The organism is Pelomonas sp. SE-A7 (genome assembly GCF_030345705.1).
Lineage (GTDB): Bacteria > Pseudomonadota > Gammaproteobacteria > Burkholderiales > Burkholderiaceae_C > JAUASW01.
The window spans coordinates 643,099-655,418 of sequence record NZ_JAUASW010000002.1 but is presented as its reverse complement, the minus strand read 5'-3'; the positions used below and the strand labels follow the sequence as shown (position 1 = coordinate 655,418).

The following is a 12,320-nucleotide window of genomic DNA, read 5'->3' as shown; positions in this document are numbered from 1 at the left end:
GACGCCTGTGAGCTCCCGCGACGGCCGGTCCAATCCAATCTAGGAGGCGCTGCGCCTCAGTTGAAACCGCAGGTGACGAAGCTCCATTCCATGGGCATGAAACGAGGTCGCGCTGCGACGATCGCCGTTCGTCGCAGCGCTAGGGCTGCCTGAAGCGATGGACGTAGGCGTCGGCCACGGACAGCAGTTCCTGGCGGTGCTTGAGTTGCAGTCTCAGGTGGCCACCGGCATCGCGGGTCAGACCGGCCACGGCCAGTGCATTCACCAGGGTCGAGCGATGGATCTGCCAGAACTGCTGCTGGTCCAGTTCGCCCCGCAGCTCCTTCAGCGATTTGCGTATCAGCGCTTCGCCCTGCTGGGTCACGACCCGCGTGTACTTGTGGTCGGACTTGAAATAGAGCACCTCGTCGATGGTGATCAGCCGGACCGAATGTCCGACCGTGGCGCTGATCCAGCGCAGCGAGCCACCGTCAGGCGCCGGCTGCGCGTTGGTCGGCGCAGCCACGGGAGGCTCGCCGATCGAATGGCTCAGCCGCTGGCGCAGACGGGTCAGCGCCACATTGAGCCGGGCCGGCGTCAGCGGCTTGAGCAGGCAGTCCACGGCGCCCTGCTCGTAGGCCGTGATCGCATGGCGTTCATGCTCGGTCATGAAGACCACCTGGCAGCGTGGGTCCAGCTGGCGGGCCACCTCGAGGCCGCTGACACCCGGCATGTCGACGTCCAGCAGGGCGATCTCGGGTTGCCAGAACTCGGCCAGGCGCAAGGCCTGCAATCCGTCGGCCGCTTCGCCCACCACATGCAGCTCCGGCCAAAGCAGCTGCAGTTGCTGCAGGAGCTGGCAGCGCAGGTCGGCCTGGTCGTAGGCGACCAGGGCCGTCGCTTCAGGGAAGGGCGTGGCGTTGTTGTTCATCGCCACCACCCGTGCACCTGCCTGAATGCTGCAAGCGCCTGCATGGTGAAGGAATTTTCGGACGCGATTCGGCGCCGCGCTTCCTCCAAATGGGGAATGCTGATCCGGCAAGTTAGGGGGTCAGAACGGATCGAAGGCGATGCCTTGCTTGCGCAGCCGCTCGACCATCAAAGCCTTCCAGGGCCCTTGCGGCGTCCAGACCTTGCTGACGTTTTCCCAGGCCTGCTGCGGCTCGACCTTCTCGACCAGCACGCGGTACAGGAAGGTCAGCGTCGACGCTCGCATGTTGACCTGGCAGTGCACCAGGACCTTCTTGCCGCGCAGCGACGAGAGCAGGGCGGCGAAGGCCTCGTAGTCGGCGTCGGCCGGCCGGTCGAAACGGATCGGCAGATTGGCCCAGATCAGACCCTGACGACCGGCGATCAGGGGCTCATCGCGCACCGCATCGCCGACGGTGGGCGGTGCCAGGTAGATGACGGCCTCGAAGCCCTGCGCCGCCAGCGTGGAAAGCCATTCGGCCGAGGGCTGGCCCGAGGTGACCAGCTTGGCGTCGATGGCGATCAGGTTGGGCGGGGCATCAGGCGGTGCGGCGTGCGCCAGTGTGGCTGCGGCCATCAGGGCGAGGCAGGCGAGCCGGCGGAAGTTCATGCGCATGTGTCTCCAGCTTCCGTTCACATCTGCTTGAACAGATGCACATAGCTTTCCGCCACCAGCAACTGCTCGTCAATCTGCTTGAGCTTGATCTGCATGCGGCCGCGGAAGTCGCGGGTCACCGCGCCTATGGCCGTGGCATTGACCAGGGTCGAGCGGTGAATCTGCCAGAACTGCTGCGGGTCCAGCTCCTCGACCAGCTCCTTCAGCGGCTTGCGGATCAGGGCCTCGCCCTCGCGCGTGACCACCCGGGTGTATTTGTTGTCGGACTGGAAGTACAGCACCTCGTCCACCGTGATCAGCTTCAGCGTCTGCCCCACCGAGGCGTTGATCCAGCGCAGCGGCGCGCGGCCGGCCAGGGACGCGCCGGTCGATCCATTGCGGGCGCCGAGCTGTTCCAGCACGCCGCCCAGCTCCATCGGGGCCAGACCTTGCTGCAGCCTTTGCTTGAGCCGGCTGATCGCCGTGAAGAGCCGGGCCGGCACCAGCGGCTTGAGCAGGTAGTCCACCGCGCCCTGGTCGAACGCGGCGACGGCGTACTGGTCGTACGCGGTGACGAAGACCACATGGCTGCGGCCACCGACCTGGCGGGCGACGTCCAGCCCTGTCGCGCCGGGCATCTCGATGTCCAGGAACAGGATGTCGGGCTGGTATTCGTCCAGCAGTCGCAAGGCCTGCACGCCGTCTGCGGCCTCGGCCACGATGCTCAGCTCGGGCCAGAGCTTGTCCAGTTGCTCGACCAGTTCATGGCGCAGGGTCGATTCATCTTCGGCGACGACGGCGGTGGGTTGGCTGCGCATGGTCGGGATTCTCGGGCTTCAGGTGTCCGGCAAGTCCAGGGTGAAACGCGTGGGTCCGCTGTCTCGGCTGGTGCAGCTCAGCCAGGCCCTGGGTCCGGCCAGCAAGGCCAGGCGCTTGTTCAGCTCCGCCAGGTCCTCGACGCTGCCGCACAGGCCGGGCCGGTCGAAGCTAAGTTCGATGTGCAGACTGCCGGCCATGCGCTCGGCACGGAGCTCGCAGCGCTCCGGCGGATCGCCTGCAGCCCGCTGCAGCGCGGTCTGCAACAGCGGCAGCAGCAGCATGGGCGGCAGGGCTTGCTGACCGATACCGTCGGCCCACAGGCGGACCAGTTGTGGAGCCCGTGGCTGCAGATCGCGCATCACGTCCAGGTAGCTGTCCAGCAGCTCGGCCTCTGCGTCCAGCGAGGAGCCGGCCTCGCGCAGCCGAGGCAGGGCCACGCGCAGGTAGCGGATCAGCCGCTCCATGCGCAGGGCGGCATCGGGACGCTGCTGGTCGTAGGCCTGTTCCACATCGACCAGGGCATCGAACAGCAGCTGCGGCTCGACCTGGGCCTGCAGGGCGGCCAGGCGCGAGGCCATGGCGCGGCGGCGCAGCTGGGCCTGCTCGGCCAGCACCCTTTGAAGCGCCTCGGTGGCGCGGCGCTGGCGGCGCAGCATCTCGCTGGCTGCCACCAGCAGCGAGGTCGGGAGCAACACCTGCAGGGTGAACGAAACGAAGAGACCGGCACTGAGCTGCGGCATGGGCATCTTCTTCTTGATCATCACCAGCTCGGTGATCGACGGCCAGGGCAGGCTCACCGTCAGCTCCCAGATCGTCAGCGCGGCCAGCACCGAACCGACCACGGTCGCGATGACGAGACGTCGTGTGCGCTGGGCGGCCTGCTCGCTGGAGCGGTCGGCCGGCAGCCAGCACAGCATGATGACCGCGGCAGCGGCGACAGAGGTCACCAGATGGTGGGTCACGACGGACCAGAACTTGGGTCCGGCATCGATGCGCAGCAGGTCGCTGAGGTCGATGGCGCCGAACATCAGGCTCAGGCCCAGCAGCAGCAGCAATTCAGTGCGCTTCAGCGAGCGCCAGGCCGACAGCAGATGCGACATCATGCGCCCACCCCCAGCATGGGCATGCGCAGCCGGGCGACCACGCCGCGCGGCTGGGCGGCCTCCAGCTCCAGAGCTGCGGCCTCGCCGAACAGCGCGGCCAGCCGGGCCCGCGTATTGGCCAGGCCCACGCCGCTGCCACCGCTGCCGCTGAAGCCCTGGCCGTTGTCACGGACCTCGACCACCAGGCTGCCCGGTCCTTCGCGGCGGGCGCGTATCTCGATGCGGCCGCCCTCGGGCAGCGGGGCCAGGCCATGCTTGATCGCGTTCTCCACCAGGGTCGGCAGCACCATGGGCGGCAGGCGCGCGTCGGCCAGTTCGGCGTCGCTGGCGATGCCGAAGCTCAGGCGCTCGCCCATGCGCATCTGCAGGATGGTCAGGTAGTTGCCGACCAGGTCCAGCTCCTGGCCCAGCGTGGACTCGGGCTGGCGCATGCTGGGCAGGGCCGCTCGCAGGTAGGCAATCAGGCTGCGCAGCATGTCGCGGCCGCGCTCGGGGCTGGTCTCGAACAGGCGCTTGACGTTGGCCAGCGTGTTGAACAGGAAATGCGGCTCGATCTGGGCGTTCAGGGCCGAGACCTGGGCCTCGAGTTGCTGGGCCTGCAGCTGTTCATGGTCGCGCTGCACGCGTTGCAGCTCGGCCTGCATGGCTCGCTCGTGGTTCAGCAGCTGAAGCAGGGCATAGCCGAGGCAACCCAGGACGAACCACAGGCCGGACGTGGAAATCAGCCAGCTTGTCATGACCGGGCTGGTCATGGGCTCCTTGGCGAGCCAGCGGAACACCTGGACCCGCAGCAGGGTGCCCGCCATGGCACCGCCGGCAACGGCCAGGCCCTGGACCAGCAAGCGGGCCGCGCCGCCGAGACGCCAGGCTGCCAGCAGTGCCTCGGCCAGGCCGATGGCCAGGAGCACGGTCGTGCCGGTCAGCAGGGACTGCCGGGTGTAGACCAGCAGCTCCAGCGCCCAATTCAGCAGCGACATGGGCTCGTAGGGCACCCAGGCCAGCATGCGCGACAGCGCGTGCACGACACAGATCGCCAGTACCGCCAAGGCCGAGCGCAGGTTCACCATGGTCCGCAAGGCCGCGACCGGGTTGGGCGGCACGACGAGCGCAGGCGAGGCGGGGATGTCTGACATGGCGCGGATTGTGTCGCGGGCCCGCAACCCCATGGGCCCTATGCGACGAAGCCGGCTGATAGGCGACGAAACCCAGTTGCTCCCGTGACGCTATCCAGAGTGTGGTGACCGTATTGAATGAATTTCGATTCCGTTGGTGACGGCTTCCCGCCAGCGTGCTGGTTCAGCGCCACCAGGCCGAGCCGCCCTTGGCAGCCTGTAGCGCGACCCGCTCGCCGATGCGGGGCATGCTGAGCGGCACGCCCTGCTTCTCGGCCAGGGCCGAGATCTGCTCGAAGGGATCGGTCCAGCCGTGCATCGCCAGGTCAAAAGTGCCGTTGTGGATGGGCAGCATCACGCGGGCCTTCACGTCCAGGTGCGCCTGAAGGCTTTGGGCCGGCTGCATGTGGACGTCGGGCCATTGCGGGTCGTAGGCGCCGGTCTCCATCAGGCTGAGGTCGAAGGGGCCCAGGCGTTCGCCGATCTCGCGGAAGCCGTCGAAATAGCCGCTGTCGCCGCTGAAGAACACCCGCGCTTGCTGGCCCAGCAGGGCCCAGGAGGCCCACAGCGTCTGGTTGCCGTCGCTCAGCGAGCGGCCGGAGAAATGCTGGGCCGGCGTGCAGACCAGGCGCAAGCCCTGGTGCTCGGTGGCCTGCCACCAGTCCAGCTGGCGCACCTTGGCGGCCGGTATTCCCCAGGCGATCAGGCGATCACCCACGCCCAGCGGCGTCACGAAGAGCTCGACCTTGGGTGCCAGCGCCTTGACCGCAGCCTCGTCCAGGTGGTCGTAGTGGTCATGCGAAAGAATGACGCCGGCAATGGGCGGCAGCTGATCCAGCGCAATCGGGGGCGCGTGGAAGCGTTTGGGGCCCATCCACTGAAAGGGCGAGGCGCGCAGCGAGAACACCGGGTCGGTCAGCCAGAAGCGGCCTTCCAGCTTCAGCAGCAGGGTCGAATGGCCCAGGCGCCAGAGGCTCAGGTCGGGTGCGGCCAGCAGCTCGGACTGGCTGAGCGGCAGCACATCCAGCGCCCGGTCGGGCACGGTGTCGGCTGGCTTGTCGAACATGAAGCGCCAGGCGATCTGCAAGGTCTTGGCGAGGCCGGCCGCCTCGCGGCGCGGCTCGGTGTTGCGGAAGTTGCCCTCGCGCTGCTGCGGCGAGCTCGAGTAGTCGGCGCGGGGCAGCGAGGTGCAGGCGGAAGACAGGAAGGCAGTGCTCATCAGTGCAACCAGGGTGAGGACGAGGGCGGTCCAGCGGAGGCGTGGTGTCATGGCTGGGTCTTGAAATTACACTGTACAGTGTAGTGTTTGCGTTTGAAAAGTAAACCGTGCGGTGTAAGATTCCCGTCCCCTCTGCAAGGACATTGCTGCTGCCATGAGCTCCGAAGACGACCGCCCCCTGACCGAGCGAAAGCGCGAGGCCATCGTCCAGGCGGCGCTGGCGCAGTTCCGCGAACATGGCTTCCAGCGCGCCAGCATGGATGCAATTGCCGCCGCTGCCGAGGTGTCCAAGCGCACCGTCTACAACCATTTCCCCAGCAAGGACGAGCTGTTCGCCGAGATCCTGCTGCAGCTGTTCCAGCGCAGTGCGGCGATGGGCGAGCTGGCCTACGACCCCGGCCGCCCGCTGCGCGAGCAGCTACGCCAGCTGCTGGCGCGCAAGCTGGGCTTACTGTCCGATACAAGCTTCCTTGACCTGGTGCGGGTCGCGGTGGCCGAGATGATGCACAGTCCGGACCGGGCCCGTCACATGGTCGAGCGCCTGGGCGAGAAGGAGTCGGGCCTGTCTGGATGGATCGCCTCGGCGCAGCAGGATGGCCGGCTCGAGCCGGTCGACCCGCAGTACGCCTCCCAGCTGCTGCAGGGCCTGCTCAAGTCGCTGGCCTTCTGGCCGCAGCTGACCATGGGCCAGGAGCCGCTGGGCTCCGCGGCCGCCGAGCGACTGCTCGACGACTGCGTGGACATGTTCCTGGGCCGCTTTTCCCGCAAGGAGGCATGAAGATGATGAACCCCCAACGCCGTGACACCCTGCTGATGCTGGCCGGCCTGCCGGCCCTGTCGCTGCCGGCCCTGGCGGCCGACGACGAATCCTCGACCTACGACCAAGACACGGTGCTGTCCGCCGCGGTCGACTTCTTCGGCAATGGTGCCGCCGGCATTGCCAAGGTCATCGAGAAGGCCTTCAAGGACCAGGGCCGCCCCAACGGCTACATCAAGGGCGAGGAGGGCAGCGCCGCGCTGACCGTGGGCCTGCGCTACGGCGAGGGCACGCTGCAGACCAAGGCCGGCGGCTCGGCCAAGGTTTTCTGGGCCGGCCCGTCGATTGGCTTCGACGCCGGCGCCAATGCCGCCAAGGTCTTCACCCTGGTCTACAAGCTGCCCAACGTGGGCGCCATCTACCGCCGCTATCCCGGCGTGGACGGCAGCTTCTATTACGTGGGCGGCGTGGGCATCAACTACCAGCGCGCCAACGGCGTGACCCTCGCGCCCATCCGCCTGGGCGTCGGCCTGCGCGCCGGTGCCAGCGTCGGCTACCTGCACTACCGGCGCGAGAAGAGCTTCAATCCGTTCTAAAAACTCCAGCGGTTCTTGCCCGCCTTTTTGGCCTTGAACATTGCGGCGTCCGCCTCGGCCAGCAGCTGCTCGATGTCGAACGGCGGCTGCTCGGCCACGGCGATGCCTATGCTGCAGCCCAGGCCATCGGGCAGCTGACCGACCCGGCTGACCAGGCGCGAGCTGACGGCCATGGCGATATGGCGCAGGGCCGAGGTCGGCGCGCTGAGGAAGACGCCGAACTCGTCGCCGCCCAGGCGGCCGGCGCAGTCCTCGCCGCGGATGCAGTCCTTGATCAGGGCGGCCACCCGGGTCAGGGCCGCGTCGCCGGCCGCATGGCCCTGGCTGTCGTTGAGCCGCTTGAAGCCATCCAGGTCTATGTAGAGCGCGGCCAGCGCATGGTGGCGGCGCAGCGCCTCGTTGGCCAGGCGCTGACCCGTGCCGATGAACAGCGGACGGCGGGCCAGGCCGGTCAGGCCGTCGAGCTGGGCGCGGGCGGCCTGATCGCTGGCGGCGCGTTCGTTCTCGGCGGCGTTGACCAGGGCGCTTGCCACCACATGCAGCTCGCGCACATTGAAGCTGGCGCTTTCATTGGCCAGCTCGGCCGGGCTGGTGCTGTGGAAGGCCGCCACCTTGCGCATCTGCCGGCCCAGGTAGAGCCCCAGCGCCAGAGAGCAGGCGATGCTCAGCGCAATGCAGACCGCGCCCAGCAGGGCCAGCTGCAGCAGCGTGCCGCGCTCGGCCTCCTGGACCTGCGCGCGCGGCACGCCGGCCACCACGTGCCAGGGGGCGCCTGCCACCATCACCTGGGCCATGCGCAGCTCGCGGCCCAGCAGGTCGGTGGTGTCGGCCACGCTGCCGCTGGACTGGGCCAGCAGTCCGCGCACGCTGTCGGCCGCGCGCTTGCCGACAAACTTGGGCGCATCGCTGCTACGGGCCAGCACGGTGCCGTCCCTGTCCATCAGAGAGGTGCCCAGTGCGCCATTGATGGGCGTGCGGGCCAGGTGTGCCGACAGCGTCTGGCTGCGCATCACCAGGCGCAGCTCGTGCAGGCCCCGGTTGCCCAGCTGCAGGGGCACGGACAGCGACAGCTCGTGCTGCTGGTTGCGTGGGTTGAGGTGCAGGGCGGACACCACGGTCTCGCCCTTTTCCAGCCTTTCGATCAGGCCGGGCTGGGCCGGATGGGCCGGCAGCTCGCTGCCCAATGCCTGTTCGGTGCTGAACAGGACCTGGCCGCTCGGCGCGATCAGGCAGATGTCGGCGGCATCGCTGTGCAGCGGCCGGGCGGCCACGGCCAGCTCGTGCAGACCGGCCAGGTCACCCTGCTGGGCCGGGCGTGACACCGTCAGCACCCGCAGCATGGCCTGCGCCTTGTTGAGCAGCATCTGGACCTCGGCGGCGCGGTCCTGGGCCACCGACAGCAGCTGGCGGTCGCGCTCGGCCGTGCGGTCGGCCATCATGCGCTGCCCGGCATAGACAGCGAACGCCAGGAAGGGCAACAGGGTCAGCAGCGTGATGACCAGCATCCACTGGCTCAGGCTGAGCCTGAAAGCCCTGTTGATTGGCAGCGACAGCATGGTCCCTCGCGCCTGGCGACCTCCCGATGGTTCTCACCATGGTAGGCAGCGCCGTGCGACAAGCCTATGGCGGCAATCCCTCGTCCGACCCTGGCCGGCCGAGGCCGCCTCCTCAATCGATAGGCCGTGCAGACCCTAGGTGACGAGGGCTGGGTTCAGTCGGCCAGCAGGCCGGCCCGCACGCAGTTGCGGCCCTCGCGGCGGGCGGCCAGCAGGCCGGCCTCGGCGCGGGCCTGCAGCCGGTCCAGCGACTCGCCGCCGCGCAAGGCGGTGAAGCCGATGGAGACGCTCAGGCCCTCGACGCCAAAGGCGGCCCAGTCATGGGCCTTGACCGCCCGGCGCACCCTTTCGCAGGCATTGCGGGCCGCGGCCAGCTCGATGTCGAGCAGCACCAGCAGCAACTGCTGCGGGCCCTGGCGCAGCGTCAGGTCATGCGCGCGGCATTGGTTGCGCTGCAGCTGGACCAGCTGCAGCAGTACCGGGTCTTGCCGGGTCGGATCCGAGGTGCTCTGGTCCGGCTCCAGGAGGGCCAGGCAGAGCGGACGGCCTGCGGCCTGCAGGGCCGGCCAGCGCGCTTCCAGCGTCGAGCGCTCGGTCAGCCCGCCGGGCTCCGCCTGGCTCAAGCGGTGGAAACACTGAAAGAAGCGCAGCGCCAGCTCGAACTGGCCGGCCCGTTCAGCCAGCAGGCTCAGGCGCTCGGCCAGCGGTGCCGCAGCCAGGCCGGCGCCGCTCAGGCGGGGCAGCAACTCGCTGACCCCCGACCATTCGCCCTGGGCTGCCTGCTGTTCGGCCCCCTGTGCCGCCTGCAGCAGGGGCTTGATGCGTTCGTCCATCGGGCAAGAATAGCCCGGCCGCGCCCGCCCAGCCAAGCCACGCCGGTGCGCCGATACACTCAGCGACCTTTTCGCGCGCCAAGCAGACGCAAGCCCTCAACCATGCCCGTCACCGTCGATCCGGCCCCCTGGCGCCTTCGGCTCAATTCCTCGCCCGGCCGCATCGTGGCCGCGGCAGGGCTGGTGCTGGTCCTGCTGGCCTTCAACGTGGCGCTGCTGCTGCAGCTTGAGTACCGCTCCGAGGCCGAGCGCATTCAGGTCGACGCCGACCGCGGCGCGCAGAAACTCGCCAGCCACGCCAGCAATGTGTTGGACCGGGCGGCACGGACGCTGGACCTGCTCCAGCGTCTGCGGGGCTCGGGCGAAGGCGGATTGCGCGACGCGGCCCAGTTGCTGGGCAATGGGGGCGTGGCTGGCTGGCTGGTGGTCGACGCCCGCGGCAACCTGATAGCCAGCGGCGGACGCGAGCTGCCGGCTTCGGTGTCGGCCAGGCCCTTCTTCCGGCGCGCCGCCAAGCTGTCGGATGCCGCTCTCGACCTGGCCGAGACCGAGGTCCTGCCCGGCGGCGACCCGCGGCCGGTGCTGCCCATGAGCCGGCGCCTGAGCGGCCCGGACGGCAGCTTCGTCGGCGCGGTCACGGCCCTGATTGCCCTGGACGATCTGACCGCTGCCGAGGAGCAGGCCGGACTCAGCGGCACCTTCACCCTGGTGGGCGCCGACGGCCGGGTGCGCGCCCGGCTCAACGACGGCAAGCTCTCGCACGGCGAGCTGATCGACCTGGAAAGCCTGCGCAAGCGCCAGGCGCAGGCCCGGGCCGAACTCGAGCCACTGCCCAGCCGGCTCGACGGGCAGTTGCGCTTCCTGGCGCTGGCCGAGCCGGGCCGTTACCCGCTGCTGGCCGCCGTCGGCCTGGAAGCCGAGTCGGCGCTGGCGAGCTACCGCGACCACCGGATGCGCATCCTGACCACCGGCGGCTTGGTCGGCCTGCTGCTGCTTGGCGCCGCCTGGCTGCTGATCCTGCAGGCGCGTCGTCTGGCCAGCAGTGGCCAGCTTGTCCAGAGCGCCGAATCGCGCCTTCGGGCCACGCTGGAAGGCAGCCTGGATGCCGTGCTGATGATGCGGGCCGAGCGCAATGCCCAGGGGCGGCTGGACGACCTGACGGTGATCGATGCCAACTCGCGCGCGGCTAGGCTGCTCGACGTGCGTGAGCCCATAGGCAGGCGCTTCTGCGAGCTGCTGCCCAGCGCGCGCGACAGCGGCATGCTCAACGAGTTCGAGCTGGCCCTGGCCAGTGGTCAGACCTTGCTCAGCGAGCGGGCTGCGCATTCGCCGCATCTGCATGACCACTGGCTGCAGCACCAGATCGTGCCGCTGGAGGACGGCGTGGCCCTGTTCACCCGCGACATCAGCGAGCGCAAGGCGGCCGAGGTGCGTCTGGACGAGCAGCGCAGCTTCCTGCAGAGCCTGCTCGACTACCTGCCCATTCCGGTGTTTGCCCGCAGCCTGCGCGGCGCCAATCGCGGGGACTACCTGTTCTGGAACCGCGCGGCCGAGCGGGGGTTCCACCGCCGTCGCGACGAGGTCATCGGACACAAGGTGCGCGACATCGTGGCCGATGCCGAGGACGCCCGCCGCTACGAGCAGCAGGATCTGGAGGTCCAGGCCGGCGGCGTGCCGCGGCACTATCCGGACCAGCATTTCGACAGTCCCGAAGGCCGCCGCTACTTCGACATGCTCAAGGCCCCGGTCTTCGGCAGCGATGGCCTGCCTGACTATGTCCTGGTGATTGCCGAGGACGTCACCGAGAAGCGGGGCAGTGCCGAGCGGCTGCGTCTGGCCTCGCGCGTGCTGGCCGAGATCGGCGATGCCGTGCTGCTGACCGATGCTCAGGACCGGGTGATCGACTGCAATCCGGCCTTTTCGGCCCTGACCGGCCGGGCCGCTGCCCAGTTGCTGGGTCGGCCGGCCACCGAATGCGGCCTGCCGCCCGTCGGAGAGCTGGACCCGAACACCCAGCGCTGGGTGGGTGAATCGCTGCTCATGTGTGCGGACGGGCGGGTGCTGGACATCTGGCTCAGCGTGGGCCGGATCAGCGATGCCGACGGCCGGCCCAGCCACCAGGTGCGCGTGTTCAGCGACATCTCGGCGCTGAAGCGCCACCAGGAGGAGCTGGACGAGATGGCGCGGCTGGACAGCCTGACCGGCCTGCCCAACCGGCGCAGTTTTGACGAACGTCTGGCCGAAGCCCTGGCGCGCAGCGGCCGCAGCGGCCACCTGCTGGGCCTGCTGTTCGTCGACCTGGACGGCTTCAAGAAGGTCAACGACACCCTGGGCCATGCGGCCGGTGACCAGCTGCTGTGCGGCGTGGCCGAGCGGCTCAAGGCCTGTGTGCGCAGCGTGGACTCGGTCTGCCGCCTCGGTGGCGACGAGTTCACCGTGATCGTCGAGGACGCCGGCAGCCAGGCCGATGTGGGCCGGCTGTGCGAACGCATCCTGGAGCTGCTGGGCCAGCCCCATCTGCTGGCCGCCGGCCGGCCCGTGGTGACGCCCAGCATTGGCGTGGCCATGGCCACGCCGGGCGAGGCGCCGGACAGCCTGCTGCGCCGTGCCGACGACGCCATGTACGCCGCCAAGCGGGGCGGCAAGGGCCGCTACTGCGTGGCCCGTCCCCTCGAGTAAGGACGCCGCACCCTAGGGAAAACAGCGGGCTGGGCAGGGCTCCCCGTCGGTCCTAGACTGCTTGCGCCTCGTGACGAGGCAGGCAGTCGAAAGGCGCGTGCGG

At 69.1% G+C, this 12,320-nt stretch carries 11 protein-coding genes; 3 read left to right on the top strand and 8 right to left on the bottom strand.

The window, feature by feature from the left end; all coding sequences use genetic code 11:
* Positions 1–139: 139 nt before the first annotated feature.
* From QT382_RS16970 to QT382_RS16945, 6 genes are all read right to left on the bottom strand, one after another.
* Positions 140–910, bottom strand: coding sequence for a LytR/AlgR family response regulator transcription factor (locus tag QT382_RS16970; RefSeq protein ID WP_289255265.1), 771 nt, complete (start codon positions 908–910; stop codon positions 140–142).
* A gap of 120 nt (positions 911–1,030) precedes the next feature.
* Complete coding sequence (locus tag QT382_RS16965) at positions 1,031–1,558, bottom strand: protein tyrosine phosphatase family protein (RefSeq protein WP_289255264.1); 528 nt, start codon at positions 1,556–1,558, stop codon at positions 1,031–1,033.
* A gap of 23 nt (positions 1,559–1,581) precedes the next feature.
* Entirely contained in the window at positions 1,582–2,361 is a 780-nt protein-coding gene (locus tag QT382_RS16960) for a LytR/AlgR family response regulator transcription factor (protein ID WP_289255263.1), read from the bottom strand.
* Between the two features lie 18 nt (positions 2,362–2,379).
* Positions 2,380–3,465 (bottom strand): histidine kinase, encoded by a 1,086-nt coding sequence (locus tag QT382_RS16955; protein WP_289255262.1) that lies wholly within the window; start codon positions 3,463–3,465, stop codon positions 2,380–2,382.
* The gene (locus QT382_RS16950; protein ID WP_289255261.1) at positions 3,462–4,598 is read right to left on the bottom strand and encodes a sensor histidine kinase; all 1,137 of its coding nucleotides are present in this window, start codon (positions 4,596–4,598) and stop codon (positions 3,462–3,464) included. The genes QT382_RS16955 and QT382_RS16950 overlap by 4 nt, the downstream gene beginning before the upstream one ends.
* A 163-nt stretch (positions 4,599–4,761) precedes the next feature.
* A complete protein-coding gene (locus QT382_RS16945; protein ID WP_502929911.1) occupies positions 4,762–5,847 on the bottom strand; it encodes an MBL fold metallo-hydrolase in 1,086 nt (361 codons plus the stop codon).
* Between the two features lie 103 nt (positions 5,848–5,950).
* Between QT382_RS16945 and QT382_RS16940 the strand changes: the two genes are divergently transcribed.
* Positions 5,951–6,574 (top strand): TetR/AcrR family transcriptional regulator, encoded by a 624-nt coding sequence (locus QT382_RS16940; RefSeq protein ID WP_289255260.1) that lies wholly within the window; start codon positions 5,951–5,953, stop codon positions 6,572–6,574.
* 2 nt (positions 6,575–6,576) lie between these two features.
* Positions 6,577–7,149, top strand: a complete 573-nt coding sequence (locus QT382_RS16935; protein ID WP_289255259.1) for a DUF1134 domain-containing protein — start codon at positions 6,577–6,579, stop codon at positions 7,147–7,149.
* On the opposite strand, the gene QT382_RS16930 is transcribed toward QT382_RS16935, so the two are convergent.
* A complete protein-coding gene (locus QT382_RS16930) occupies positions 7,146–8,705 on the bottom strand; it encodes a sensor domain-containing diguanylate cyclase (protein ID WP_289255258.1) in 1,560 nt (519 codons plus the stop codon). The genes QT382_RS16935 and QT382_RS16930 overlap by 4 nt on opposite strands.
* A 155-nt stretch (positions 8,706–8,860) precedes the next feature.
* Complete coding sequence (locus tag QT382_RS16925) at positions 8,861–9,538, bottom strand: GGDEF domain-containing protein (RefSeq protein ID WP_289255257.1); 678 nt, start codon at positions 9,536–9,538, stop codon at positions 8,861–8,863.
* 102 nt (positions 9,539–9,640) lie between these two features.
* Here QT382_RS16925 and QT382_RS16920 point away from each other — a divergent pair, with 102 nt between their 5' ends.
* Positions 9,641–12,217: a sensor domain-containing diguanylate cyclase gene (locus QT382_RS16920; protein WP_289255256.1), complete on the top strand. Its 2,577-nt coding sequence runs from the start codon at positions 9,641–9,643 to the stop codon at positions 12,215–12,217.
* The last annotated feature ends 103 nt before the right edge of the window (positions 12,218–12,320 follow it).

What these genes read in the sequence shown, in the direction of transcription:
- QT382_RS16970 (WP_289255265.1), bottom strand. Translation starts at nt 910, where the DNA reads ATGAACAACAACGCCACGCCCTTCCCTGAAGCGACGGCCCTGGTCGCC.
- QT382_RS16965 (WP_289255264.1), bottom strand. Translation starts at nt 1,558, where the DNA reads ATGAACTTCCGCCGGCTCGCCTGCCTCGCCCTGATGGCCGCAGCCACA.
- QT382_RS16960 (WP_289255263.1), bottom strand. Translation starts at nt 2,361, where the DNA reads ATGCGCAGCCAACCCACCGCCGTCGTCGCCGAAGATGAATCGACCCTG.
- QT382_RS16955 (WP_289255262.1), bottom strand. Translation starts at nt 3,465, where the DNA reads ATGATGTCGCATCTGCTGTCGGCCTGGCGCTCGCTGAAGCGCACTGAA.
- QT382_RS16950 (WP_289255261.1), bottom strand. Translation starts at nt 4,598, where the DNA reads ATGTCAGACATCCCCGCCTCGCCTGCGCTCGTCGTGCCGCCCAACCCG.
- QT382_RS16945 (WP_502929911.1), bottom strand. Translation starts at nt 5,847, where the DNA reads ATGACACCACGCCTCCGCTGGACCGCCCTCGTCCTCACCCTGGTTGCA.
- QT382_RS16940 (WP_289255260.1), top strand. Translation starts at nt 5,951, where the DNA reads ATGAGCTCCGAAGACGACCGCCCCCTGACCGAGCGAAAGCGCGAGGCC.
- QT382_RS16935 (WP_289255259.1), top strand. Translation starts at nt 6,577, where the DNA reads ATGATGAACCCCCAACGCCGTGACACCCTGCTGATGCTGGCCGGCCTG.
- QT382_RS16930 (WP_289255258.1), bottom strand. Translation starts at nt 8,705, where the DNA reads ATGCTGTCGCTGCCAATCAACAGGGCTTTCAGGCTCAGCCTGAGCCAG.
- QT382_RS16925 (WP_289255257.1), bottom strand. Translation starts at nt 9,538, where the DNA reads ATGGACGAACGCATCAAGCCCCTGCTGCAGGCGGCACAGGGGGCCGAA.
- QT382_RS16920 (WP_289255256.1), top strand. Translation starts at nt 9,641, where the DNA reads ATGCCCGTCACCGTCGATCCGGCCCCCTGGCGCCTTCGGCTCAATTCC.